Origin of the sequence: Streptomyces flaveolus, assembly GCF_000716535.1 — a bacterium.
GTDB classification, from domain to species: domain Bacteria; phylum Actinomycetota; class Actinomycetes; order Streptomycetales; family Streptomycetaceae; genus Streptomyces; species Streptomyces flaveolus_A.
In genome coordinates, this window is the sequence record NZ_JNWV01000021.1 from 126,509 (window position 1) to 151,534 (window position 25,026).

Sequence of the window (25,026 nt, forward strand, 5' to 3'; positions counted from 1 at the left end):
GCGCTGCCCGGCTGTCGCTGCGCTTCGGCTCCCCGCCCCGGTGGTGTGACCCACCGGGGCGGTGGACGCCGATACCGGTGGGTTCCGAAGCCGGGCAGTGGGGGTTCGCGGATCAGTTCGCCAGCAGGTGGGCGCGGCCGAACATGGCGGCGGCCGCCCGCGGCGTCGGCGTGCCGGAGTCCAGGTCCGCGCCGGCCTGCCGCAGTACCACCACGACGTCGTCCGCGCCCTTGAACAGGGCACCGGCGAGGGGCGACTGGTCGCGGGCGTTGCGCAGGTCCGGGTCGGCGCCGAGCGCGATCAGGGCCTGTACGGTGGCGGCGTGGCCGTGATAGGCGGCGAGCATCAGAAGCGTGTTGCCGGCGGCGTCGCAGGCGTCCACCGGGAGCCCGTGCTCCACGAATTCCACCAATGGTCCGGTGCTGCCCTCCCGGGCCAGGTCCACGGCGACGGCCAGGACGCGTCGTGTCTGCTCAGGGGTCAGTCCACCGCCGGTCATGTGTCCCTCCTCCGGATCGTGCGGTCACAGCGGTTCCGCTCATGTCCGTGCGCGGTCGGGGGTGTGCGGGCCCGGCGTGAGCGTGTCCTGCGCTCGCGCCGGACCGGGTGGGGCGCCTCGCGGGTGCTGTCGCGGGGCGTAGGGGTCAGAGGTCGCCGGCGGCCAGGGCCTCGATGGCCTTGCGGACGCCTTCGCCGTAGGCCGGGTCGGCCCGGGTGCAGTTGGCGATGTGCCGTTCGACGGTCCGCGGGGACGCGCCGTCGATCGCGCGGGCCGTGTTCTCGAAGAGGGCTTGCCGCTGCTCGGGGCTCATCAGGCGGAACAGGTCGCCGGGCTGCTCGAAGTAGTTGTCGTCGTCCGCGCGGAAGTCGAACCGGTCGGCGACGGCGCCCACGGCCTGGCTCGGTTCCCGGTAGGCGGGCTGTTCCTGCCAGCGTCCGTAGGAGTTGGGCTCGATGCCCGGCGTCGCTCCCTGGTTGCCGTCGACGCGCATGCCGCCGTCGCGGTGGTAGGAGTTCACCGGGTTCTTCGGGGCGTTGACGGGGATCTGGTGGTGGTTCACACCGAGGCGGTAGCGCTGGGCGTCACCGTAGGAGAAGAGACGGCCCTGCAGCATCCTGTCGGGCGAGAAGCCGATGCCCGGAACCACGTTCGCCGGGGTGAAGGCGGCCTGCTCGACGTCCGCGAAGTAGTTGTCGGGGTTGCGGTTGAGTTCCCACTCGCCGACCTCGATCAGCGGGTAGTCCTTCTTCGACCAGACCTTGGTGAGGTCGAAGGGGTGGAAACGGTAGCTCTGCGCGTCGGCCTCCGGCATGACCTGGATGAACAGCTTCCACTTCGGGAAGTCGCCGTTCTCGATCGCTTCGAAGAGGTCACGCTGGTGCGACTCGCGGTCCTTGCCGATGAGGGCCTGGGCCTCGGCGTCGGTGAGGTTCTTGATGCCCTGCTGGGTGCGGTGGTGGAACTTGACCCAGAACCGTTCGCCCTCGGCATTGACCAGACTGTAGGTGTGGGAGCCGAAGCCGTGCATGTGCCGGTACGAGGCGGGGATGCCCCGGTCGGACATCACGATCGTGACCTGGTGCAGGGATTCCGGGAGATTCGTCCAGAAGTCCCAGTTGTTCTCGGGGTCGCGGAGGTTGGTGCGTGGGTCGCGCTTCACCGCGTGGTTGAGGTCGGGGAACTTCAGCGGGTCGCGGAAGAAGAACACCGGGGTGTTGTTCCCGACCAGGTCCCAGTTGCCTTCGTCCGTGTAGAACTTCAGGGCGAAACCGCGGATGTCGCGCTCGGCGTCGGCCGCGCCGCGCTCGCCCGCGACGGTGGAGAAGCGGGCGAACAGCTCGGTCTTCTTGCCGACCTCGGAGAAGATCTTCGCGCTCGTGTACCGCGTGATGTCGTGGGTCACCGTGAAGGTCCCGAAGGCGCCGGAGCCCTTGGCGTGCATACGACGCTCCGGAATGACCTCGCGGTCGAAGTGAGCGAGCTTCTCCAGGAACCACACGTCCTGCAGGAGCATCGGGCCACGCGGACCGGACGTCAGGGAGTTCTGGTTGTCGGGTACCGGTGCACCGGCAGCCGTGGTCAACGGCTTCTGATTGTTCTCGGGCACAGCTCGCTCCTCGCTGAGTGGTCCACACATGTGTCAACGCGTGGCGTCAGGCCGGACGAGCCCGCGCGAGCCCCCCGCAGCTTGCACCGACACACATCCTATGGTGGAACATATCCACGTCAAGCGTGAACTACCGACATACGTGTTTCCGAGTGCGGCGGGGTGTGCCCTCGCCGCTCAGCCGGTATCGGCGGTCCAGGCGGAATCAGCCGGCGGTGCCCCCGGCGGAGGCCGGTGGTCCTCCCGACGTAAGCCGGTGGTCTCCCCGACGTAGCCAGTGGTCTCCCCCCGGAAAACGAAGCCCGATGGCGCTCCCTGGCTCCGGCGCCCCGGAGGTGACGATCAGGGTCTCTTGCCCTATGCTGCGGCTTGCACATCCGGGGGGTGGCTGGACGTCTCGACGACCAGCAGCGTGACAAGTGTGCATCGCCACGCCGTCTCGACTCGTGGTTCCGCATACCGCCAGGCGTCCGCGCCTGTTCGCGGCTGCGGCCCGAGACAGCCCGAAAGGGTCCGGATCGGCACATTTCCCGGATCCCACGGTCATCGGAAGGCAGAGAACGTCATGGCGGAACGGCAGTACCTCGGTCAGGGCACCAACACCTCCTGGGAGAAGTTCTGGTACGTCCTGGGTTGCATATATTTCGGTGCCGCCTACTTCCAGAAGGTCCCGGTCAAGAAGGCGTTGAGCGAGTACGGGCTGGTCGAGATGACCGGGGCCGAGAAGTTCTGGTACGTCGTCCAGTGCATCTTCTTCGGTGCCGGCTACTTCGCGAAGGTCACCATCAAGAAGGCGCTGTCCGAGGTGCGGAACGCCGGCGGGGTCCCCACGGTCTGACGAGGCGCCACACCCGTTGCGTCCGGCGGCGTGCGGTCCGAGCCGGACAGCCGCCACCGCTCAGCCGGCCGCGGGTCCGGCTGCCACGGCCTGCCGGCCGTCCGCCGCGACGAAGCGGAAGGTGCTCGTGATGGCGTCGAAGAGGTCGTACACCTCTTCCTTGAGCGGCAGGTTGGGGCTGGCGAGGGTGACCACGAGGAAGTCGTCCGCGGTGCCCGGCACGGGCACCATGGTGTGCATCGTCAGCAGTCTCACGTCGATGTCACCGGTCAGCCGGGTGGTCTCGGTGCCGGTGACCCGGGCGGCCTTCCCCGCGTGGGGGAGGTCGACCGAGGTGATGACCCGGTCCTTGGGGGCGACACCCGTCGCCGTCGAGACGCCGAGCTGCGCGGAGAGCACCGGCAGCGTCAGCTCCTGGCCCTCGGGAGTGGTGACGGCGAACACCATGCCGTACGCCATGAAGAGGCCGTCGGCGTAGAGCGTGGCGGTGCCCGCGGCCAGCAGGGCTCCGTGCCTGCGGGCCGCCCGGGTCACGTCCCGGCCCTGGCGGAACATGTCGTTGATCCGGGCCCGCTCGCGCGGGACGTCGGTCGCCGCCAGGGCCCTCGCCCGGGTCCGGGCGAGTTCCTCACCGCTGAGGTCGGCCTGGTCCCACAGGTCGGGGATGTCCAGCAGAAAGTGTCGTGCGGTGCTCATCGCGGCCTGCTCACCTCGCGCCGGAGCCGTCGTCGAGGTTCGACGCGGCGTCCTGGTCGGTCTTCTCGAAGGAACTGAGGATGTTGCCGATGGCGTCCCTGACCCCCTGCACCTGCTTCTGGAGCTGGTGCTTGCCGTCCGTCCAGCGCTTCTCGAAGTTCTGGGCGGAGCCGTGCGACAGTTCGGGGCCGAACGCCGCGTCGAAGTCGAAGGTGTGGTGTCCGATGTCGATGTAGTCGTGCACGAAGCCCAGCATGTCCTGGGCTTCCTGGAGTTCGCTGCCGGGTATGTTGACGTCCGAAGCCATCCCGGTCCCCTCATTTGCCAAGCGGTGTGAACAAACCTCCACATGGCACACGTACGCCGCCCGGTGAATCGTTCACATCGTTGCGGCAAAAACCCCATACGGGGATGTCCGGGATGAACTCTTCCGGTTGCCTCGCTCGTGTTGCAGGCATGAGGTCCTTCTCCTTTACCGCGCGGCCCGGCGCCGCCGCGTCCCGTCGTCTGCGTCGTGCCGCGGTCGCCTCGGCCCTCGTCCTGGGTGCGGTGAGCGGTCTGTCCGCCTGCGGCAAGACGATCCAGATCGGCGGCAGCGAGCCGACCCCGTCCTCGGCGCCCTCCGCCCCGGCCACGAGTCCCCCGCAGAGCGCCGGCAACGCGGCGCTCCAGGTGGTCGACTCCACCGCGCGGCAGGCCGGTCTGACCGGGAACGGCGGCACGGTCGTCGGCACCGCCCCGCAGGAGGCGCCGCCCAAGTGGGTGCAGCTGTCGGCGGTGACGTCGCCACAGCTGTCGGGGCCGCACCTGATCAACATCAACCAGGCGGCGCTGTACCGCTTCGACGACGACGGCGCCGACCCCTCGCGATCCGCCTGTGAGGGCACCTGCGCCCAGAAGTGGCCGCCGGTGACCATTCAGGAGGGCGGCAACGTGTATCTGGCGGGCGTGGACCCGAAGGCCGTCGGCGCGATCCGCCGGACGGACGGGCAGATCCAGGTGACCGTGGGCGGCCGGCCCGTCTACCGCTTCTCGGGCGACAGCGGTCCGGGCGACCTGAACGGCCAGGGTGTCGACGGCAAGTGGTTCGCCGTCGGTCCGGCCGGGGACAAGGTCACGCAGTAGCGGGCGGCCGGAGGCCCCCGGGAGGACTCGCGCGCCGTCGTGTCCCCCGGCGGCCCAAGACCACGTGAGAGGCGGCTCCCGGCGGGTCGCCTCACGGCTCCGGGTCGGTGAACGGCACCTGCACGGTGCGGAGCGTGCCGTCGCCCAGGTGCAGCAGGCCCCGGCCGGGCCGGGGTGCCTGCCCCACGACGCCCCGGGTCAGCTTGACCCCGATGACCTCGCCGTCGGCGAGTCCCTGCGGGGAGAGCAGCATGCCGGTGCGGTTGCGCTTGACCTGTCCCATCCAGCCCGCCAGGCTCAGCGACAGCGACTCGGCGTTGCCGGCCGCCAGCAGGCCCCAGCCGGTCCCGGCGCCGCCCCGGGCGAGCAGGGCCAGGTCGGAGTCGATCTCGGCGCCCATGAACAGTTCGGCGTCGTCCACGACGATCACCCCGTGCTCCTCCGGGATGTTGCCCAGCGCCTCCCGGAACTCGTTGACCGTCACCTCCGCGTCGGTGATGACGGCGGCCACCCCGGGCCGGTCCCGCAGCGTGCGCAGGGGCGAGCGGCGCGGCGCCAGCACGATCAGACCGGTGCCGGCGGCCAGCAGGGAGTGGGCCGCGGTGAGCAGGGCGGTGCTGCGGCCGGTGCGCGGCGGCCCGGCGATGACGAAGGTGGGCACGTCCGTCAGGTCGGGTCCCAGGGATGTCAGGGTGTCGCCGCCGACGGCCACCAGCGGGCGCATCGGCCCGCCGTGGGTGTGCAGGGCGAGGGCGTCGTCGTAGCCGATCCGGTCCGGCAGCACGTCCAGCCGGATCGGCCGGCGGCCGGCGGGGACCGCCGACTCTCGCTCCGTCAGCTCTCGGCCGAGCCCGACCAGGATCTCGGCCTGCGCAGTGCCCGCGAGATCCTCGCCGAGGACCGCGATCTGCGCCTCGCTCAGGTCCTGGGTGCGGATGCCGCGTCCCGGTGCCGGGTCGCTCGGGGCGGACCTGGTGGGGATGCCGACGCTGGAGTAGTCCTGGCGGTCGTTGAGCCGAAGGACGATCTTCTCCTCCGTCGTGCCGGAGAACCGGCTGCCGGCGAGGACCCGGTCGCCGGCGAGGACGACGTGGATGCCGGCGCCCGCGCCGTCGCGCAGCAGGCGGAGCATGCGCTCCATGTAGCTGCCGTTGTCGAACGAGGTGAATTCGCGTTCGAAGACCTCGAACCGGTCGACCATGAGGACGATGTGGGCGAGCCGCTCGCCCGGGGCCTGCGCCGCGCGCAACTCGGTCAGGTCGGCGGTGCCCCGGGCGCCCAGGACCGCCTGGCGGGCGGTGAGTTCGGTGTTCAGCCGGTCCAGCAGGCGGCCCAGGCGCTCGGTCTGGTTGCGGTCGACGACCGCGCCGCAGTGAGGCAGCGCGGTCAGCGCGTTCAAAGCGCCGTTTCCGCAGTCGATGCCGTAGAGGTGCACGTCGTCGGCGCCGTGTGCCTGGGCCAGCGCCGCGGCCACGGTGCGCAGGGTCTGGGAACGTCCGCTGCGTGGTGAGCCGATGACGTGCAGATGGCCGGTCCGGTCGAGGTCGAGGACCAGCGGCTCGCGGCTCTGCGTGGCGGGCAGGTCGACCATGCCGTACGCCACCGCGGGCAGTGCGGCCGGCCGCTCGGCGGTGGGCTCGGGGGCGGGCGACGGCGTCCAGGTGAGCAGGTCGGGCAGTGGCGGCAGCCAGGGGCTGGGCTGCGGCGGCACCCCGGCGAACCGCGCCGCCCCGGCCAGCGCCTCCACCAGGACGGCGAGGTCGGTGACGGCCTCCAGGCCCGACAGGCCCGAGGCGGCGCGCGAGCGGTCGGCGGGCAGCGGGCCGCCGAGCTGCGGCCACGACACCGTATGAGCCGTGACCGGTGTCTCCATGCCCTCGGCGGCCTCGCCGCCCGGGCGCCGGCCGCCGACCCGGCCGGACTGGAACGGCAGCAGCGCCGACGGACCCAGCCGGGCGTAGGCGCGGCCGGGGTTGGCCGGGGAGATCTCGCCGGAGTCGGGGGCGTCGATGATGTCCCGGCTCTCGGTGGTGTCGGTGGTGCGCAGCGCGATGCGCAGGTTGGTGTTGGCCCGGATGTCCGGGGTGACCGCTCCGCCGGGGCGCTGGGTCGCCAGCACCATGTGGATGCCGAGCGACCGGCCGCGCTGGGCGATGTTGACCAGGCCGGAGATGAAGTCGGGCAGTTCCCGCACCATGGACGCGAACTCGTCCACGACCAGCAGCAGCCGGGGCAGCGGCGGCAGTACGTCACCGCCGCGCGAGCGCTTGTCGAGGTAGTCCTCCAGGTCCTTGGCGCCGGCCTGGGCGAGCTGCGTCTCCCGGCGGCGCAGTTCGGCGCCCAGGGAGACCAGGGCGCGTTCCACGAGGTGGGTGTCGAGGTCGGTGACCAGGCCCACGGTGTGCGGCAGTGCGGCGCACTCGGCGAAGGCGCTGCCGCCCTTGTAGTCGATCAGCACGAACGTCATCTCGTCGGGCCGGTTGACCACGGCGAGGGTGGCGACGAGGGTTTGCAGCAGCTCGGACTTGCCGGAACCGGTGGTCCCGGCGATGAGCGCGTGCGGGCCGTCGCGTACCAGGTCGACGGCGAACTCGCCGTCGTAGCCGACCCCGAGGACGGCCCGGGTGCTGCGGCCGCCCAGTGCCCAGCCGGCCGCCAGCGCCTCGGCGGTGGGCGGCTCGATCCGCAGCAGGTCCAGCAGGCGCACGGAGCCGGGCAGCGCGCTTTCGTCGCTGTCGCCGACGCCCCGCAGTGGGGCGAGGGCGCGCGCGAAGTGCTCGTACCAGGCGCGCTCCGGCGAGTCGACGCGCACCTGTTCCACCGTCGCGCCGCGGCCCGCTCGGACCGTGGCGACGGCGCCCTCGGTGACGACGACGGCGCCGCACTCCTCCGGCAGCAGCCGCTCCTCCCGGTCGACGCAGAGGGTGTGCACTCCCACCGCCGGTCCGTCGCGCAGCAGGCCGATCACCCCGGGCAGCGATCGCGCCCGGCGGGCCTGGTCGAGGACGACGAGGATGTCGGGGTAGCCGTTCGCGCCGCCCCGGCCGAGGTCGGGTCCGGCGGCGGCGCGGGCCGCGACGGTCTGGCCGAGTTCGCCGATGCGCCGGGCCAGTGACTCCGCCGTGCTGCCCACCAGCGCGTAGGTGTCCTCGCCCTGTGGCTGGACGTGGGGCAGCCAGCGCGTCCAGGACCAGGGGCGTTCGCCGTCCGGCCCGGCGAGCACGACGATCCGCAGATCGGCCGGGCTGTGCAGGGCGGCGGCCTGGGCGGTGAGCCAGCCCGCCAGTTCGGCCGCGCCCGGTCCGGCCACGCCGGCGACCCCGGCCTCGCGCAGGGGCAGGGCGACGGGCACCTGGTTCAGCGTCGGCACGGTGGTGCGCCGGTGTTCGTCCTGGGTGGGGTCGTCCACGCCCAGCGAGGAGGGCAGGTCGGTGGTGCCGACGCGCACCGACAGGAAGTCGGGGTCCTGCCAGCGGCGCTCCCACAGCCGGTCGGAGGGCTGGACCGCCATCTGCAGGAGGGCGGCCGGGTCCGGCAGGGACAGCCGCAGGTTGTGCTGTTCCTCCAGGACCGCGGCGTCGATGTCGGCGTGCACCCGGGCCAGGGTCTGCTCGTACTCCTCCTTCTTCTCCAGGTACTTGACCATGGCCTGCTTGCGGCTGCCGAACTGGGTGACCAGCGCGGCGACCGGCGAGAGCAGGGCGATGAAGACGAAGGACCAGCGGTGGGTGACGAGGATGGTGACGACGGCGCTCGCCGCGGGCAGCAGCAGGATCGGCAGCAGGGGGATCGGCCGCTTGTCCGGCTTGACCGGCGGTGCGGGCAGCCGGAACCGGGCGCCCGCGGCCGGTGGCAGGAACCGCGGCGGCCGGTTGAACTCCAGGCCCAGGCCGTCCTGCGCCGGGGTCAGCGGCGCCCGGTTCGTCCGGCGCGCGGTCAGCTCCAGCAGGATGTCGCCGACGGCGAGCAGGCTGCCCGCCCGCCACGGGGAGCCGCTTTCGGCGCTCCTGCCGTCCAGCAGCGCCGTGCCCGTCACCGGCAGTTCGGCGCTCCCGTCGACCCGGACCCGGACCCGGGCGGCGAGCGCGGGCGCGGATCCGGCCAGCCGGACGCGGCAGGCCGGTGCGCTGCCGATGTCGTAGTCACCGGGCACGAGGCGGTAGACCGTCCCCGCGCCCGGTCCCGACACCACCCGGACCTCGGTACGGCCCTCGGGCTCGGCCCGGCTCGGCAGGGGGCCGCCGAGCCCGAGGTCCATGCCGTCGCGCACCCCGGCCGCCTGGATCGACAGCCGCGGGTCGACGGGCTCGGAGCCGAGGTACAGCACCGGCTCCGCGGACGCCGGCCCGCCCACGGCACGTGCCAGCTCGGCCGCGAACCGGCCCACCGGTGCGGAGGGTTCGGTGTCGACGGCGACCGTGGTGGACGTACCCGGTGCCTGGGCGTCACGGACGCTGACGGTCAGTCGCACTGCTTCGTCGTCTCTCTGGTGTCGGGTGCGCGCGGGTCAGCCGAGGTTCGAACCGAGCTGGTCGTCGGTCTGCGAGAAGGCCTCGCCGACGGACCGCACGTACTGGCCGATCCCCTGCAGGCCCTGGTTGACCTGGTCGAAGCCCTTGGCGAACTCGTCGAAGAAGGGCGAGAACTTCTGCTGTGCGGCGGGCGTGCTGTAGCCGTTGGCGAGCAGGTTGGAGATCTTTCCCTTGACCTCGGTGAGCTTGTCCTGCAGTTGCGCGAAGTCGTTGAGCAGGGCCTGGGACGTGCTGCTGGTCTCGTCGGAGTTGACGCTGTAGCTGGGCATGGTGGTGCTCCTTCTGCTGAGTGATCCTGGTGGTGGTTTTCGTGGGGTCCGTGGGTCAGGACAGCGCGCCGGCGACCTGGCTCAGCCAGTCCCGCACGGAGACGCCGTCCCGGCGTGGGTCGTAGGCGGCCTGCGCCTCGTCGAGCCAGATCTCCGCGAGCCGGTCCTCGGTGGCGTCCGGGGACGCGAGCAGCGTCGTGATCTCGGCGGCCAGCGCCTGGGCCGTCGCGGGCTCCTCCGACTCCCGGAACAGCTCGACGACCCCGAGCGGGCTGTCCGCCTCCAGGTCGTAGTCCTGGTGGAAGTAGGAACTGGCCAGGTAGGTGATCTGGGTGTGCATATCTCAAGGTCCCGGAAATGAGGTGATGACGGTGAACCCGGGTGGGTTCCTGCTTCGCTGGAGAACGGTAGTGACCGTCCTCGGTGGCACGGTCGTGTTGGTGGCGCTCTTGAACACCACCCCGTCGGCCGCGTTCATGGGGCCGCTGATGGCGAGGCGGGCCGGCCCGGCACCGCCGATGAACGCGCTGACGGCGGCGGCGTTGTGGGTGATGTTCGCGTTGGTGGCCCGCTCGGCCGCGGCCAGGTCGTTGAACGTCGACGCCAGGGGGATGCCACGGGCCTTGAGGTCCGTGAGGGTCTTGCCCACGTGGCGGGCGATGGTGTGACCGCCCCGGCCTCCCGGCGGCGCCTCGTGCGCGCCCAGCGTGATCGGCGCGATGGCGGGCGTCGTGGTGGCGGGCGTCGTCGTGGCCGGCGCGGTCGTCGCCGCCGAGGTGCCCACCGCCGGTGTCGTGGTGGTGCGGGGCGGGCCGCTCGTGGTGGAGGCCGTCTTCACGGGGATGGGCGGCGGGCCCGCCGCGGCACCGCCGCCGCGACCACCGCCGGGCCTGCGGCCGCCGCCACGGGCCCCGCCGCCCGCCCCCGGCGCACGGGTCGCCGTGCCGGACGAGGCACCGGCCGTCTTCTTGGGAATGGCCGCGCCGAGCAGTCCGCCACCGACCGCGCCGAGCGCGCCGGCGCCGAGGATGGCGCCCGCGTCCAGCGGCCGACCGTCGATCGCCTCGCTCGCCGCCTCGGAACCGGCCTCCTTGCCGAACTCCTTGGCCGCCTCCCCCACGACGCGGCCACCGGTGCTGCCCGTCACCGCGCCGACGGTCTTGCTGCTGTCGAGGGAGGCCTTGATGCCCTTGATGCTGCCGCCCGCCGTCTTGCTCACACCCGGCGCTGCCTTGGCCACGGCACCCGCCCCGGCCTTGACCGCGGCGCCGCCCGCCTTCAGCAGCGCCCCGCCCGGTACGGACCCGAGCAGGCCGGTGAGGAAGTCGCCGAGACTGAAATCGCCGTCGGCTATCGCGGAGACCTGGCTGAGGACGAACAGCGCCCCGCCTAGCAGGAGTCCGGCCACCGGGAAGAACACGGAGACCACGGCGACCAGCAGGCTCAGCAGGATCTGGACGAACGGGAAGTCCTTGAAGAAGTCCGCGATCTTCTGGAAGACGTTCCGCTCCGGAATGGCCTCCTTGGCCGCCCGGTCCAGTACGTCGGCGCACGCCCGCTGCGCGCTCTGGCGCATCGCCTTCGCCTGCTCGGCCAGCCCCTTGGCCGCGTTCAGCTCGCTCTTGCCCGCGTCGATGGCGTCCTGGGTCCTGCGGGCCTCGGCCTTCTGCTCGTCCGTCGGGTTCTCGCCCAGCTGTTGCGGCGCTTGGCCGGCTTGGGGCGCGGCCGCGCGGGCCCGGTCCACGGCCCGGTCGAAGGTGTCCTGCGCCTCGCGCAGCCGGGGCGCGTAGTCGCTGTAGGCCTGGGCGGCGTCGTGGTACGAGGTCGCCGTCTTGGTCAGCTTGTCCGGAAGGTCATCGCCGATCTTCTGCTTCAACTGGTCCATCGCCGAACCCCGGCCCTGCGCGATCGTGCCGTCCCGCTTCAGCACGTTCAGGGCCTTCTCGGCGGCGTCACCTATGTCCCGATAGCGCTGCACGACGCCCTGGATCAGGTCCGGGTCACCCGGCGTCGGGTCCGAGTCCATGCCGACGAGCCGGAAGTCCTCGGGACTCGCATACCGACGTGCCATGTACATACCTCGCCGTGGCGACCAAACAGGTTGTCGCCTGATACACGGGACCAGCGAGGTCAAAAGTTCACATTCACCCCGAACATTTGAGGGGAGCAGTTCCGTGTAGTGGACAGGAGGCACCGGCACACACCGACAGACCCGTCGGCACACGTATGTCGGCACACGCAGCGGAGGACATCGGTGGACGACATGAGCAACACCGCGGGCGGACCGCCGGGACGCGGTCCGCGCCACGCCACGGGACGCGACACCGCGCACGGGGTGCTGCGTGCCCTGACGGTTCTGCTGCTCGTCTGTCTCACGGCATTCGGCGCGGCCTGCGCGGCGAACGCGGCGGACAGCGCGGACGGCGACGGCCTGGTCAAGGTCTTCGTCGTCCCCGATCCCGCGCAGACCGGCGGCACACTCGACACGTTGCGGACGATCGCCGCCGACACGCTGGGCGACGCGTCCCGGTCCGGGGAGATCTTCACGCTCAACCGCGGTCAGACCCAGCGGGACGGTTCCGCCCTCACCAGCCCCGACGAACCGCTGCACCCGGGCTGGATCCTGCGCCTGCCGCCGGACGCCTCGGGACCCGACGTACAGCTGGCCAGGGACGGCTCGGTCGCGTCGGGGTCCTCCCCGGGCACCGGGACGGGCACCGCGCCACCGGCGGACGGCGGGGGCGGCACGACGACCTCCGTGTTCACGATTCCCCTGGCCGCGGCGATAGCGGTGGTCGTCGCCGTACTGCTCGCGCTGGTCACCGGCGCCCTCGTGGCCAGGGGCAGGACGCGCGCCACGGTCGACGCCGTCGCGCGGGCGGTCCGCAGGCTGGGAGCGCCGGTACGACGGCGCCGGCGCCTGACCCTGCGCCGCGCACTGGGCCGGCGGCTCGCCGCCGACACCGCGTCGCTCCGACGCGCGTACGCCGTGCTCGGCGAAGTGACCGCCGCCCCCGAAGGCCGGGAGAGGCCGGTGTACGCGGTGCGCGTGGACGACGCCGGGGCGACCGTATGGCTGGAGGCCTCCGACACGGTCGCCCCGCCCTGGCGGCACACCGACGGCACCCGGTGGAGCCGCCCCGCCGGCGGGGCCGCCGCCCCGGCGCCGGACTCGGCCACCGAGGCCTGTCTGGTGCGGGTGGGTTACGACGCCGAAGGCGAGCCGGTGTTCGTCGACCTCAGCCGGCTGGACGGGGTCCTGAGCGTGACCGGCGACCAGTCCGTGGCGAGAGACGTGCTGGGCAACCTGCTGACGGAGATCGCCCTCAGCCGACCGGGCATCCCGGTGACCGTGCTGTCCGGTCCGGACAGCGTTCCTCTGCCGGTGCCGGGCACCCTGGTCCAGGTTCCACGCCCCACCGTGCCGACGGCGGGACCGGGCGAACCCGAGGGCGGAACGGTGCGCGCCACCGCGTCACGACGTCCGGTCCGGGGGCTGGTCGTCATGACGGGCACCCCGTCCGAGCACGAGGCGGCGGACCTGGCGGCGCTCTGCGGGCCGGGCGGCGCGGGGTGGACGGGGCTGGTGTACGGCGATGTGGGCGGCGCGCACTGGCGGTGGCACACCGACGCGGACGGGGATGTGGACCTTCCCGTGCTGGGAGTGCGTCTCATCGTCCCGGCCTGAGTCCCCCGCCCGCCTCGCCGGCTCGACCGGTGTCGTGCGGGTCGAGAGCGGCCAGAGTGTGGCGAGCGCGCGACTCGGGAGGTGATGCCGAGTTCGGGGTGGGTCCGGTACAGGTGCGTGCGTTCTCGTGGTGCGACGCGACGGGAGCGGTCGTTCGGCGATCTGCCTGGTGTCGGTCCGGTGGCCGCCGGCGTGGCGATCTCCCACTCCCGAGCGGTCAGTGCGCCCTTCCCCGGCTGCGCGGTGACCGGCGTGCCATGGCGCCGGCGCGCAGTCCGGTCGTGGCACGCGTCATCCGGGGCCGCGCCCACCTTCTCGAATGCCTGCGCTACCTGGGTCTGGTGCTCGCGGGGGCTTCCGTCCTGAGGCGCCGGCGTCGCGGGTGTTCGCCGTGGAAGACCCGGGAGGCAGGGGGCGAGGGCTCCGGGCGGGCCGAGGGCGGTGGCATGCCGGTGGGCGGCCTCGGAAGTCGTCGGCGCCGAGGGCGGTGACCGTGCTGCTCAGCCAGGACGAGGCCTTCACCGGCCTGCGGGTGTGTCACCCCTCACACGTGCCGGATGTGCGGAACCGGGGCCGTAACGGTGACTGGGTGTGCGCGCGCCGCTCGGCTCACGGCAATTCCTGTCCTCGCCGACGCGGCGGGCGACGCAGTGGCGCGCCGACCGTCGCTTCGGGGGGCGCTACCCCCTGGGGAAAGCGCTGGGGCCGGACTACAGCCCCATGTCGAGCGCGAGGCACGAGAAGTACTGCCACGAGCCCTCGGGGTTGTACGAGACGTTCGCCGTGCCGCCCTTCTCGACCTCCACCTCTTGGGTCATGTCCTCGAAGCGGATGCGCTCGGGAAGCTTGCCGAAGCGAGCGTGCCGCACCGCCGCGGCGGCTGCATCACCGGGGAGTTCCTTGTTCATGACCATGCTCCACTTCGTCGATCGTGGATGTCGTCCTCGTTTCTGCCGGGGACGACTATCAGCGTGCACCGCCCCTCGTCACCTGTCAAGGCGGTGACGCGTGTGCCGCTGGTCACCTCATGGCGTCGACTTCGAGGATCGCGGCGGTGAACGCCTCGGGTCGCTCCTGGGGCAGGTTGTGGCCGGCCCCCGGGACGACGTGGTGCGTCCAGGGGCCCGTGAAGTGGGCGGCGTACCCGCTTCCGTCGGTCGCCGGGATGACTCCGTCGGCCTGCCCGTCCAGGGTGACCGTGGGGACGGTGATCTTCGGCTGGTCCAGCAGCCTGCGCTCCAGTCCGGCGTACCGGGGGTCGCCCGGGGCGTCGGCCAGGCGGTGCCGGTAGCTGTGGATCACCACGTCGACGTAGTCGGGGTTGGTCCACAGCTCGGCCGCCTGCGCGAACTCCGCCTCGGTGAACTGCCATTCGGGCGAGTTGCGGTGCCAGACGACGCGGGCGAGGTCCTCGCGGTTGCGCAGCAGCCCCTTCCGCCCTCGCTCGGTGAGGAAGTAGAAGAAGTACCAGTAGCCCGACTCGATCGAGGGGGCCAGCGGCTCCTCGGCGACGGCGAGGTTCTGGATGAGGTAGCCGTTCACGGAGACCAGGCCGGTGCAGCGCTGCGGCCACAGCGCGGCGGCGACGTCGGCGGCGCGGCCGCCCCAGTCGTACCCGGCGTACAGGGCCCGCGGGATGCGCAGCGCGTCCATGAAGGCGATGAGGTCCGCGCCGAGCGCGGCCTGCTCACCGGACCGGAAGGTGCCCTCGCGCAGGAACCGGGTCTCCCCGTGGCCGCGCAGGTACGGGATGTAGCAGCGGTATCCGCGCCGGGCGAGCGCGGGGGCCACCTCGGCGTAGGAGCCGACGGGGCTGAACGGCCAGCCGTGCAGAAGGATCACCGGCTTTCCGTGGGCCGGGCCGACCGCGTGATAGGCGATGTCCAGGACGTCGGTACGGGCCAAGCGCACCGGTCCCAGATCGTGCGCGGCCGGTCCGGTCGACGCCTTGACGGCCGCCGTGCCCGTGTCCGCCGACGCCCGGCCGGCCCCGGCGAGACCGGCGGCCCCCGTCGCCGCTGCCGCCGTCATGGCCTGGGTCAGTCTCCGCCTGCTGATCATGTCGCTTCCTCGTGTTCGGTCCGGAGCGTGCGAGACACATGTGCACACACGCACCATGCGTCACCGATCTAACTGGTAACGAGGATCTCCGTGCCGGACGCCGCTGTCAAGGAACCAACAGCAGGGAGGCACCGTCGAGTTGCGTAGGAAGATGTGCGAGCAGGAGCTCACCGGGTGTGTCGTGCTCCAGGGGTGGGTGGCGTCTTCGGCCGGCGAGGAGTGGAGCCCCTGCCAGGGGTTTCGTGCGGATCAGTCGGTTGTTGGTCGGGTGAGCCGCCGCCCCACAGGCCTTGGCCGAACACTGTCCGGCCCGTTACCTGGTCGGCTACGTGGACGGTCGTCCGGTCTGTTCGGCCGAAGTGTTTCATCACGCGGGGGTTGCCGGGATCTACAACATCTGCACCCTGGCCGCCCACCGCCGACGTGGCTACGGCGGTGCCATCACGCTCGCCGCACTCCACACCGCCCGCGACCGAGAGCACCGCATCGCGGTGCTGCAGGCGTCCGCCGACGGTGAGCCCGTATACCGCCGCCTGGGATTCCGTTCCTGCGGCCAGTTCACCGAACACACCATCAACCCCTGAACGCCGAGAACTCCACACGCTGTCTGCCCATTCTTCGTGGCCGCCTTCTTCGCCGCGGTCTATTTGGCAGGCTGTTTCTTCGCGGCGGCCCACTTCGGCTGTGGCGGCTCGTGCACCTCGGCCGGGCCGGTGGACTCTCCCCGAGAGGCCTTGGCCTTCCGCTTCTCCTCCTCGTCGCGGTGCGCGTCCGCCGCCTCGGCGCCGGCCTGCGCGGTCCTGGAGCGCCGGCGTGCGTCGGTTGCCCAGACGATCAGCGCACAGGTCGCGAATGCGGCCCCGAGACGGCTGGAGGCGGCCCAGCCGTGGGAGGTGAAGACGGAGGTGGTGGCGGCTGCGCCGAGGGCGGAGCCGAGGGAGTAGAAGACCATGTAGCCGCCGATGACGCTGCTGGTGCGCTCCGGGTGTGCGGTGGTGAGCACGTGCTGGTTGCTCACGTGCACGACCTGGACCGAGAAGTCGAGCACCACGATGCCGATGGCGAGCAGCCACAGGGACCAGGACAGCTGCGCGGTCGCGGCCCAGGAGACGATGAGCAGCAGCAGCGCGAGGCCGCTGATCGGGATCGCCCGTCCCGCGTCCGCCCACCGCCCCGCACGTGCCGCGCCCAGAGCGCCGGCGAGTCCGGCGATGCCGAACAGTCCGATCTGGGTCTCGCTCAGGTGCCACGGTGCGTGCGCCAGCGGCAGGGACAGGCCACTCCACAGAGTGCCGAACGACGCGAACAGGAAGAACGCGATGAGACCGCGCGTCAGGAACAGACGCTGCCCGAACAGCCCGCCGAGCGAGACGACGGCCTGTCGGTAGCCCGCGGGCCGGCGGGAGCCGTCCTCGGGCGGCAGTACGCGCAGGACGAGGGCGGCGAGGGCGAGGCCGAGCACGCCGAGCACGGCGTACATGCTGCGCCAGCCCCACACCTGCGCGAGCACGCCGGTGACAAACCGCGCGCCCAGGATGCCCACCACCACACCCGACGTCACGACACCGATGTTGCGTCCGCGCTCGGCGGGCGGCGAGACCGTCGCGGCGTAGGCCACCGTGGTCTGTACCACGACCGCGAACATGCCGGCCAGGGCGAGCCCGGCGAAGGCCGTCCACGCGGCCGAAGCCGCGGCCGTCACGAACAGGCCGGCCGCGGTGACGGTCATGTGCACCGCGATGAGCCGGCGCCTGTTGGCGACCACGTCGCCGAGCGGCACGAGCAGTACCAGACCGACCAGATAGCCGAACTGGCCGGTGGAGACGATCCACCCGGCGTGCTGTGCCGGCACCCCGAGGCTGTCTCCCATGGGCGGCAGCACCGTTTGCGCAGCGTAGATGCTCGCCACCGCGACACCGCACACGGTCGCGAGGAGTAACCGTCGCCAGACGTCCATCGCACTCCCCACAAAATGAGTAGCAAATTGAAACTATTTTGACCGTAGGGCATGATGGTTTCAATCCGCAACTCATCGGGAGGTGTCATGCCGCGCCCCTCCACGGGCACTCCGAGCCCCGCCTGGACCGATCCCGACTGCCCGGTGGCCCGCACGCTCGACCTCGTCGGTGACCGGTGGAGCCTCCTGGTCGTCCGGGACGCGATGGACGGCGCACGGTCCTTCACCGAGTTCCAGCAACGGACCGGCATCGCCCGCAACATCCTCACCGACCGCCTGCGCAAGCTCACCGCCCACGGAGTCCTGACCCAGCAGACCGCGCCCTCGGGCCGCCGCCTGCAGTACGTCCTCACCGACGTCGGCCGCGATCTCTTCCCCGTCCTGCTCACCCTCCGCCAGTGGGGGGAACGCCACGCCTTCGAACCCGGCGAGACCCACTCCACCCTGGTCGACCGGCAGGGCGCCCGTGTGCCGGACATCAGGCCGACCGGCGCCGACGGTGCCCTCCTCGACGCCGACACCACTCACGTGCAGAAGACCGGCGGCGAACGACAGCGGTGAGGCGACGGCCGGCGAGACGGTCAGCGCCCGCGCTCGGGCACGCGCAGCGACGCGGTGTGCCCGGCCGGTTCACGGGCGGCACCGGCAGGCCAGACGACCTGCCAGGTGCACCTTCGTACTCAGCCCGCCGCGAGAGCGTCCGAGAGCGTGGTCGGCTGGTTCACCGGAGCGGGCCGCCCCCTTTTACGTGCCCCGGCGGCGTGCTGGTGAGCCCGGATGACCGCGGAGCCAACCGACACCGCCCAGTCGATGTCGTCGTCGGCGTCCGCCGCCGACAGGACAGCGGCGAGGATCATCTCCCAGGTGCCGTCGATGGCCCACCTGATCAGCAGGGGGAGTTGGTGCGGTACTTCCACGCGATGGCCTCAAGAGTGCGACGGTGGTCGGCCCACCGCCGGCCACGAACCGGATCGGCCGGCATCAACGGCTCGATCCGGTCCCACATCGCATCAGTCATCACTAATCGGACAGACACATCCGATCAACTGCCTTACCGACCGAAGAGACACGCGCTAGGCCCCGGCGGGGCGCCGGTAGGCGCCGTGCCACCAGATCCGGGCGAGTTCGCGGGCGAAGACGGCGTCACCGGTGCCGTCGTCGACGCGGATGTGGTGCGCGATCGCCTGGGCGCCTCCCCAGACGATGATCCGGCTCGCGGCGACGGCGTCGAGGTCGGCCGGTGTCGAGCCGGCGGCCTGTTCGGACAGCAGGGTCCTCAGCACCGCCTCGTCGAAACCTTCGAGGTCGGCGGTGTAGAAGTCGCCGACTGCGGAGTCGTAGGACGCCGCCTCACGGACCGCGGTGAGCACACCCTGGTGGGCGCGGTGGATGGCGATCACGTCCTCGAAGAAGCGGGCGAACCGGTCGGCCCCGTCCTGCCCGGCGCCCGGCTCCCACTGCCGTGCCAGCGTCAGCAGTGACTCCCGCAGCTCGTCGGTGAGCCGCACCAGGACGTCCGACTTGCTGTGGAAGTGCGCGTAGAACGTGGCCCGGGACACGCCCGCCTCGTCGAGGATCCGCTGGACACTGATCTCCGAGAAGGCTTCCCCGGAATCGAGCAGCCGCTCCAGGGTGGACATCACCTGCGCCCGGGTCGCGGCCGACCGCGCGGCATGGTGGTCGGCCTGGCGTCGGGTCACGGGTCTCATCGGGTACCTTCCGGGCATCGTGCGGTTCCGCGGCTCGGCAGGCCGCTCCAGCACCCTATGCCGGAGTGCCGTGCGCGATGTGTTCGAGGAGGTCGGCCAGCTTGTCGGGCATGGAGAGCAGCGGGGTGTGCCCGCTGGGGAGGTGATGCGTGGCACCGGTCCGCTCGGCGAACGGCTCCTGGTAGGCCGGGGGCAGGCTTCGGTCGTCGTCGCAGAGGACGTAGCTGCTGTTGATGTCCTTCCAGCCGACCAGGCTCACCGGCTCGGCGAAGGAGAGCGCGGTCTGGGGCCGCAGCCGTGCCAGAGCGGCCTCCCTCTTGTCCTCGGGCACGTCGTTGTAGAGCGTCACCGCCGGGTCCTCCCGGACGGGGATGACACCCTCCACCGTGGCGGGGTCGGGCTGCTCACCGCCGAAGCACGTCATGAGGCTCTCCCCCTCGTCCAGGGCGAAAGCGGCCACGTACACGATGTGGGACACGTTGGCGGCTCCCGCGGTCGCCTGGGTGACCGGAGCGCCCGCGTAGGAGTGCGCGACGACCACCAGGGGCGCCCCGAGGGAGTCGATCTTCTCGCGGATCACCCGGGCGTCGTCCAGCAGGCCGGGAAGCCGCCCGCCGGACCCCTCGGGGACGACGCTCGGCAGGTCGACCGTGTGGCTCGTCCAGCCCCGGTCGGCAAGGACGTCCTGAAGCTCTCGCCAGCACCATGACCCGTGCCACGCCCCGTGCACCAGGAGGAACTGGGGGCTTCGCGTGGTCTCGTTCATCTCGTTCCTTCGCTTGTCCGCGCGGCCGCGGGGGCTCGGCCCCGCATCGTTCACAGGGGTCAGGGGGGTCAGCTCACCGCGGGAAGGGCGAGGTCCCACAAACGGTCCGCGGCGGCGGGGTCGACCGACCACCTGGCGACGCCCGCCATCACCTCGGGGCCCCCGTCGACGACCTCGGATTCCTGGTTGTCCTCGAAGTACCGCCCGGTCACACCGTCGAGGAGCGGGGAGGCGGCCAGCAGCACCGTGGTGGCGGCGCCCTGGGCCGGGGTCTTGTAGTAGTCGGGCGTGAGGAGGTTGCCGTCCGCGTCCATGGCTCCGAAGGCCTGCATGGTCGCCTGGTCGAGGTGGCGTGTCAGGTTGGTGTGGATCCAGCCGGGCGCGCAGGCGTTGGCGGTGATTCCGTGTTCGGCCCACCGGCGGCTGATCCCGGCGGCGAGCAGCACGTCGGCGGTCTTCGACTGCGCGTAGGCGAGGAACGGGTCGTAGGGGCGTCGCTCGAACTGCGGGTCCTCGAAGTCGAAGCCCGCCCGCAGTTGGGCGCCGGAGCTGACCACGACCACGCGCGGCTTCTCGGCCGTCTGCAGAGCGGAGCGCAGGCCGACGGCCAGGGCGAAGTGGCCGAGGTAGTTGATGGCGAGCTGCATCTCCCAGCCCTGTGCGTTCACCTGCCGGGTCGGGAGCATCATCACGCCGGCGTTGGCGATGAGGGCGTCGACCGGCCCGCTCCAGTCATCGCAGAAGGCACGGACGGAAGCCGGGTCGGCGAGGTCGAGCGCGACGGCCCGCGTGCCCGGGAACTCCTCGACCAGCGGCTCGGCAGCGGCGGGGTTCCGGGTGGCAACGGTCACCTGCGCTCCCGCACCGGCGAGCGCGCGCACCGTCTCCGCACCGAGACCGGAGGACCCTCCGGTGACGATCATCCGGCGCCCGGTCAGATCGACTCGGTCGAGCACCTCCGCGGCGGTGGCGCGCATTCCGAACGGAGTGGTGATCAGCGTCATACGTAGGCCCTGCCTTCAGAAACGTGGTCTCGCTTGGCATGACGTCGCACACGCCGCTTACGCCAAGACATCCTACGGAGCAACCATACAGCGTGTTCAGACATGAAGTCGGGCAGCAGGACACGTGCATGAACACATGTGTCCGCAGGGAGAGGTCCGGGAGGAGCGTCTGCCGGGACGGCCTCGCGGGAGCCGGCGGGCCGACCTCCAGGAGTCGAGGTGCCAGGCCCGCTCGGCGCGGTGCCACGCGGGGGCGGCGTGTGGCCGCCGGCCAGGAGGCCATGCGTGTTTTGCGGCCCGGCCCGGCAGTTGCTAGCCTCCTCGACGTGCTGATCGAAGTCGACAGAGCCTAGCCTGAGCCCACCGCCCATCGGCGCCGGTCCAGGCTTCACCCTGGTCACCAGCGGTTGAGGACAGCCCAGCCGCCTCGCACACCATCGCCCGCATCGCGGGTTCCCTCCACTGGTGGCGGACGGCCGAAACCCCTGTCAGGACCCGGCATGGCGGACGCGTGCTCACTTTGCCACGCCCGGCGGGCCCACTGTGCCCGCGCCCACCGGCTCTGACCTTCATCGGCCCGTGCTCCGCCGAACTTCGCGCTGCCTCGAGAAAACCTGTCCGACCAGGACACCTGGGGATGTGTGTGCGCAGCCCCGTCGGATTCCAGCGTGCCCCGCCCGGTCAGAGCGCTGACACACGGAAACGGATCAACGCCCATGATGCACAAGAAGTCCCGCTCCCGGACACGTCACCGCCGAGCCCACTGGAAGGCCGCTCGGCCGCTCCTCGTGAAGTGCGCCAACTCGGCGTGCGGTCTGCCGACACCGCCGCACGCCGCCTGTCAGCACTGCGGAACGTACCGGGGCCGTCAGGTGCTGCCCCCGGCCTGACAGACGTCGAGGGCCGGGCCCGACGACCTCGGTCACCGGGCCCGGCCGCTCGTTCCGCTTCGGCTCAGTGATCGAGCCGGACCGGCCGGCAGGCCAGCAGCATGCCAGGACAAGCGGGTACCTGCACGGCTCGGACCAGCCCGTCCCGGCGGCTCGTCATCTTCCGTGTCCGCCAGGGCGGTACGAGCGCGAGGGGCGCCGGGGCGGCTTCGCCGTCATCGGCTGGTCGGGCACCAGGCTGCCCACTGGCGACACTCACACCTGTGCCGCCACCCCAGGGCCGGCGGCGGCGCGGGGGTTTGCGCGGGCTGCCCGGTGGTGGAGCAGGCGACGGTCCGCCTCCGTCGTGCCGCCCCAGATGCCGTACACCTCCCTGGTGTCCATCGCCCAGCGCAGACAGGGCTCGACGACGGGGCAGAGCGCGCACACGGCCTTGGCCTCTTCTATCTGGAGCGCGGAGGGGCCGGTCTCTCCGATGGGGAAGAACAGCTCCGGGTCCTCGTCTCTGCAGACGCTCCTGGCCTGCCAGTCGACGGCGGTGAGGAGATTGCGGTACATCAAGACCTCTCATGGATGCGTCGGGGCGTGCCCTGGGACGGCGACGGTGTGGTCATGCGTACATCCGTGAGGTCGGTTATAGCAGTATTTTCGGGTATCTATCCGGTCTATTCGAACAATAGGAGAGTGCAGCCCCAGTGATGGGGCTGCTGCCGTGCCCGGGTCGGGGCTCCCGGCGGCCGATGTGGCTCGGGGGCCGGCGCGGCCTTCCGCGGGGCCGCAGCGCCCGCGTGAGGGAGCCGCCCACGAGCCACAACGGCGGGACTCGTCCCGCCGCGCGCCTACCTCAGTAGTAGATCGGTCCCTTCACCCCGCCGCTGGTGATGACCGTGTCACCGTTGATGGCCACGCTGAGCGGGCTCGCCAGGAAGGCGATGACAGCCGCCACTTCGTGAGGCTCCACGACTCTCTCGATGGAGACGGTCGCGGCGACCTGCCGCTCCAGCTCCGCCCGTTCGCGCCCCATGGCTTCGGCTCTGCGGCCGAGGTTGTCGAGCCATGTGTCGGTCCGGGTGGCTGCGGGCTGCACCGAGACGACGTTGACCCCGGACGGCCCGAGTTCGTCCGCCAGGTTCTTCGACATGGCGACCACGGCGACGTTGCGGATCGAACCGGTCACCGACCCGGCGTGCCGTGCCGCCAGTCCACTGATGTTGATGATCCTGCCCCAGCCGCGTTCCGTCATCTCCGGGGCGAAGGCGCGGACGCAGCGGAGATATCCGCGGACCTTGACGTTGATCTCGGCTTCCAGATCGTCCTCGGGAATGAACCCGGGGTTGGTCATGGCGGCGTTGTTCACCAGGATGTCCACACCACCGAACCGGTCTTTCACGATGCCGGCCATCTCGGTCACCGATGCGTCGTCGCCGGTGTCGGCCACGACTCCGATGACGTCGGCTCCGGTCTCCGCACGGAGGACCTTCGCCTGCTCCTCGACGGCGGAGGCGGTTCTGGCGACCAGCGCGACGGACGCGCCCTCTGCCGCGAGTGCCCGCCCCGCAGCGAAGCCGATGCCACGGCTGCCGCCGGTGACGACGGCTCGTTTACCCGCGAGTTGCAGATCCACTTCGTCTCGTTTCTGTCAGGCACAGACGTGTGTCGAGTTCACAGACATGTGCGGAACGGTGTGGATGGCGTCGGAGTTCGCCACCTCACCCGAGGGTACCTACCTGTCACGACCGACAGAGTTGCGGATGAGGTACGTATCCGGGTGACACACCGGCGCCGACGAAGGGCACGTGACCCGCGCGGAGGTCAGGCCGGGTTCAGCAGCCCGCTGACGACGACGTACAGGGTGCGGCCGAGTCGTTCGGCGAAGTCCACCCTGGTGTCGGCGAGTTCGGGGTGGAGCTGTGCCTGGGCGACCGCCTCCGAGGGGTGGGCGAAGGGCCAGAGCCCGGCCGTGCAGACCACGCACAGGGCGACCAGTTCCCCTGCGGCGGCCGGGCTCAGCCCGGCCAGGTGTCCTCTCAGGAGGTCCGCCAGCGCGCCCAGCAGCCGGACGTGAGCGAGTTTGAAGTCGCGCACCGACTCGGCGGAGATGTTCCGTTCGAGTTCGGAACCGAGCGCGGCGAACAGCTCGCACAGCAGCGGGCGTGCGGCCAGCGACCGGGCCAGGGCGTCCGTCACGACCCGGGGCCCGGCCGTGCCGGCGGGCGGCAGTTTGGCGGGGAGGTCCTCGATCCACCGGGCCAGGGAGCGGTTGAGCAGTTCGAAGAAAACCGCTTCCCTGGTCTCGAAGTACCGCACGACGTTGGTCTTCGACAGCCCCACCCGCCGGCTCAGCTCCCGCAGGCTGATCTCGGCGACCGGCATCTCCGTCAGGAGCTGGGCGGCGGCGTCGAGGATGCTCTGCCTGCGGATCTCACGCTGCGCGGCACTGCGCGCGCGCTGGAACTGCTGCGGCCGCTCGTCTGTCATCGTCGCTTCCCGTTCGGTGCGGACGGCCCTCCCCGGCGCCGCCTGCGGACACCCTACGCGCCGGGTCATACCGACGCGGACTCGCTGACCTCCCGCCACCGGGCGTCCTCGGCCGCGAGCCGGTCCGCCATCCGCTGGGCGACGGCGACGGCGTCCTTGCCGAGCAGCAGGCGCAGCGGGGGCTCTTCGGACTCGACGACGTCCAGGAGGATGCGGGAGATGCGGCCGGGGTCGCCGGGCTGGTTGCCGTCGGCCGCCCGGATGGCGGCGATGGTACCGCCGACGACTTGCCGGTACGGCTCGCTGACCGGCGGGGTCTCCATGGAGGAGCCGGCCCAGTCGGTGCGCATGCCGCCGGGTTCGACGACGGTGACCTTGATGCCGAGGGGGGCGACCTCCTGGGCGAGGACCTCGGAGAAACCGCCGACGGCCCACTTGGCGGCCTGGTAGGCGGAAAGGCCGGGGACGCCGACGCGGCCGCCGACGGAGGAGATCTGGATGATGTGCCCCGCGCCCTGTTCGCGCAGGACGGGCAGGGCGGCGCGGCTGACGTTGACGACCCCGAAGAGGTTGGCCTCGATCTGGTCGCGGAACATCTGCTCGCTCATGTCCTCGACGGCGGCCATGTCGGCGTAACCGGCGTTGTTGACGACGACGTCCAACGCTCCGAACGCCTGCACGGCCGCCCGTACGGCCCGCTCGGCGGCGGCGGAGTCGGTCACGTCCAGGGGCACGAGGCGGACCCGGTCGCCGTACTGCTCGGTGAGGTGGCTCAGGGGCTCGGTGCGGCGGGCCGTGGCGACGACGTTGTGGCCGTCCGCCAGGACGGTCTCGGCGAGGGTGCGTCCCAGGCCGCGGGAACTGCCGGTGATCAGCCAGGTTCTGCTCATGACGGTGTCTCTTTC

General features: G+C 71.5%; 23 protein-coding genes and 2 pseudogenes. 6 read left to right on the forward strand and 19 right to left on the reverse strand.

What is annotated here, in order from left to right:
* Nucleotides 1-112: 112 nt before the first annotated feature.
* A complete protein-coding gene (locus OO52_RS23755; protein ID WP_030646306.1) occupies nucleotides 113-499 on the reverse strand; it encodes an ankyrin repeat domain-containing protein in 387 nt (128 codons plus the stop codon).
* A 145-nt stretch (nucleotides 500-644) separates the two neighbouring features.
* A complete protein-coding gene (locus OO52_RS23760; RefSeq protein ID WP_208618270.1) occupies nucleotides 645-2,138 on the reverse strand; it encodes a catalase in 1,494 nt (497 codons plus the stop codon).
* A 535-nt stretch (nucleotides 2,139-2,673) separates the two neighbouring features.
* On the opposite strand from OO52_RS23760, the gene OO52_RS23765 reads away from it, so the two are divergent.
* Nucleotides 2,674-2,946: a hypothetical protein gene (locus OO52_RS23765; protein WP_030646302.1), complete on the forward strand. Its 273-nt coding sequence runs from the start codon at nucleotides 2,674-2,676 to the stop codon at nucleotides 2,944-2,946.
* 60 nt (nucleotides 2,947-3,006) lie between these two features.
* Here OO52_RS23765 and OO52_RS23770 read toward each other — a convergent pair whose 3' ends face one another.
* Nucleotides 3,007-3,642, reverse strand: coding sequence for a hypothetical protein (locus OO52_RS23770; protein ID WP_030646300.1), 636 nt, complete (start codon nucleotides 3,640-3,642; stop codon nucleotides 3,007-3,009).
* A 10-nt stretch (nucleotides 3,643-3,652) separates the two neighbouring features.
* The gene (locus OO52_RS23775) at nucleotides 3,653-3,949 is read right to left on the reverse strand and encodes a hypothetical protein (protein ID WP_030646298.1); all 297 of its coding nucleotides are present in this window, start codon (nucleotides 3,947-3,949) and stop codon (nucleotides 3,653-3,655) included.
* Between the two features lie 149 nt (nucleotides 3,950-4,098).
* On the opposite strand from OO52_RS23775, the gene OO52_RS23780 reads away from it, so the two are divergent.
* A complete protein-coding gene (locus OO52_RS23780) occupies nucleotides 4,099-4,767 on the forward strand; it encodes a hypothetical protein (protein ID WP_031028544.1) in 669 nt (222 codons plus the stop codon).
* A 91-nt stretch (nucleotides 4,768-4,858) separates the two neighbouring features.
* On the opposite strand, the gene OO52_RS23785 is transcribed toward OO52_RS23780, so the two are convergent.
* From OO52_RS23785 to OO52_RS50955, 4 genes are read right to left on the reverse strand one after another with little or no spacing between them, the layout of a single operon-like run.
* Nucleotides 4,859-9,238, reverse strand: coding sequence for an FtsK/SpoIIIE domain-containing protein (locus OO52_RS23785; protein ID WP_234339714.1), 4,380 nt, complete (start codon nucleotides 9,236-9,238; stop codon nucleotides 4,859-4,861).
* A gap of 36 nt (nucleotides 9,239-9,274) precedes the next feature.
* Entirely contained in the window at nucleotides 9,275-9,568 is a 294-nt protein-coding gene (locus OO52_RS23790) for a WXG100 family type VII secretion target (protein WP_030646291.1), read from the reverse strand.
* Nucleotides 9,569-9,623: 55 nt separating this feature from the next.
* On the reverse strand, nucleotides 9,624-9,908 hold the full coding sequence (locus tag OO52_RS50950; protein ID WP_030646290.1) for a contact-dependent growth inhibition system immunity protein: 285 nt from the start codon (nucleotides 9,906-9,908) through the stop codon (nucleotides 9,624-9,626).
* Nucleotides 9,909-9,911: 3 nt separating this feature from the next.
* Nucleotides 9,912-11,639, reverse strand: coding sequence for an RNase A-like domain-containing protein (locus tag OO52_RS50955; RefSeq protein WP_037670885.1), 1,728 nt, complete (start codon nucleotides 11,637-11,639; stop codon nucleotides 9,912-9,914).
* A gap of 192 nt (nucleotides 11,640-11,831) precedes the next feature.
* Here OO52_RS50955 and OO52_RS23805 point away from each other — a divergent pair, with 192 nt between their 5' ends.
* Complete coding sequence (locus OO52_RS23805) at nucleotides 11,832-13,256, forward strand: hypothetical protein (protein WP_158712548.1); 1,425 nt, start codon at nucleotides 11,832-11,834, stop codon at nucleotides 13,254-13,256.
* Between the two features lie 710 nt (nucleotides 13,257-13,966).
* On the opposite strand, the gene OO52_RS23810 is transcribed toward OO52_RS23805, so the two are convergent.
* Together OO52_RS23810 and OO52_RS23815 are read right to left on the reverse strand one after the other, a co-directional pair.
* Nucleotides 13,967-14,164 carry a hypothetical protein gene (locus OO52_RS23810; protein WP_030646283.1) on the reverse strand — a complete coding sequence of 66 codons (198 nt, stop codon included), beginning with the start codon at nucleotides 14,162-14,164 and terminating at the stop codon, nucleotides 13,967-13,969.
* 112 nt (nucleotides 14,165-14,276) lie between these two features.
* Nucleotides 14,277-15,317, reverse strand: a complete 1,041-nt coding sequence (locus OO52_RS23815; protein ID WP_030646281.1) for an alpha/beta fold hydrolase — start codon at nucleotides 15,315-15,317, stop codon at nucleotides 14,277-14,279.
* 275 nt (nucleotides 15,318-15,592) lie between these two features.
* Here OO52_RS23815 and OO52_RS23820 point away from each other — a divergent pair.
* Nucleotides 15,593-15,901 (forward strand): annotated as a pseudogene (locus tag OO52_RS23820) (GNAT family N-acetyltransferase); the annotation flags it as partial.
* Nucleotides 15,902-15,960: 59 nt separating this feature from the next.
* Here the strand turns inward: OO52_RS23820 and OO52_RS23825 are convergent.
* Nucleotides 15,961-17,274, reverse strand: coding sequence for an MFS transporter (locus OO52_RS23825; RefSeq protein ID WP_167347922.1), 1,314 nt, complete (start codon nucleotides 17,272-17,274; stop codon nucleotides 15,961-15,963).
* Nucleotides 17,275-17,361: 87 nt separating this feature from the next.
* Here OO52_RS23825 and OO52_RS23830 point away from each other — a divergent pair, with 87 nt between their 5' ends.
* Nucleotides 17,362-17,835: a winged helix-turn-helix transcriptional regulator gene (locus OO52_RS23830; protein WP_030646275.1), complete on the forward strand. Its 474-nt coding sequence runs from the start codon at nucleotides 17,362-17,364 to the stop codon at nucleotides 17,833-17,835.
* A 99-nt stretch (nucleotides 17,836-17,934) separates the two neighbouring features.
* Here the strand turns inward: OO52_RS23830 and OO52_RS46130 are convergent.
* The 4 genes and pseudogenes from OO52_RS46130 to OO52_RS23850 form a co-directional block, all read right to left on the reverse strand.
* A pseudogene (locus OO52_RS46130) lies at nucleotides 17,935-18,310 on the reverse strand (transposase); the annotation flags it as partial.
* A 37-nt stretch (nucleotides 18,311-18,347) separates the two neighbouring features.
* On the reverse strand, nucleotides 18,348-18,983 hold the full coding sequence (locus OO52_RS23840; RefSeq protein ID WP_030646271.1) for a TetR/AcrR family transcriptional regulator: 636 nt from the start codon (nucleotides 18,981-18,983) through the stop codon (nucleotides 18,348-18,350).
* 55 nt (nucleotides 18,984-19,038) lie between these two features.
* Nucleotides 19,039-19,749: an alpha/beta hydrolase gene (locus tag OO52_RS50960; RefSeq protein ID WP_030646269.1), complete on the reverse strand. Its 711-nt coding sequence runs from the start codon at nucleotides 19,747-19,749 to the stop codon at nucleotides 19,039-19,041.
* Nucleotides 19,750-19,817: 68 nt separating this feature from the next.
* Nucleotides 19,818-20,753, reverse strand: a complete 936-nt coding sequence (locus OO52_RS23850; RefSeq protein WP_030646267.1) for an SDR family NAD(P)-dependent oxidoreductase — start codon at nucleotides 20,751-20,753, stop codon at nucleotides 19,818-19,820.
* A 716-nt stretch (nucleotides 20,754-21,469) separates the two neighbouring features.
* Between OO52_RS23850 and rpmF the strand changes: the two genes are divergently transcribed.
* Entirely contained in the window at nucleotides 21,470-21,643 is a 174-nt protein-coding gene (rpmF, locus tag OO52_RS47720; RefSeq protein WP_078629983.1) for a 50S ribosomal protein L32, read from the forward strand.
* Between the two features lie 255 nt (nucleotides 21,644-21,898).
* Here rpmF and OO52_RS23855 read toward each other — a convergent pair whose 3' ends face one another.
* The 4 genes from OO52_RS23855 to OO52_RS23870 all read right to left on the reverse strand — a co-directional run bounded on the left by OO52_RS23855 (nucleotide 21,899) and on the right by OO52_RS23870 (nucleotide 25,011).
* Complete coding sequence (locus tag OO52_RS23855) at nucleotides 21,899-22,201, reverse strand: WhiB family transcriptional regulator (protein WP_030646265.1); 303 nt, start codon at nucleotides 22,199-22,201, stop codon at nucleotides 21,899-21,901.
* 286 nt (nucleotides 22,202-22,487) lie between these two features.
* Complete coding sequence (locus OO52_RS23860) at nucleotides 22,488-23,267, reverse strand: SDR family NAD(P)-dependent oxidoreductase (RefSeq protein WP_030646263.1); 780 nt, start codon at nucleotides 23,265-23,267, stop codon at nucleotides 22,488-22,490.
* A gap of 188 nt (nucleotides 23,268-23,455) precedes the next feature.
* A complete protein-coding gene (locus tag OO52_RS23865) occupies nucleotides 23,456-24,121 on the reverse strand; it encodes a TetR/AcrR family transcriptional regulator (RefSeq protein ID WP_030646261.1) in 666 nt (221 codons plus the stop codon).
* Nucleotides 24,122-24,186: 65 nt separating this feature from the next.
* The gene (locus OO52_RS23870; protein ID WP_030646259.1) at nucleotides 24,187-25,011 is read right to left on the reverse strand and encodes an oxidoreductase; all 825 of its coding nucleotides are present in this window, start codon (nucleotides 25,009-25,011) and stop codon (nucleotides 24,187-24,189) included.
* Nucleotides 25,012-25,026 lie beyond the last annotated feature (15 nt).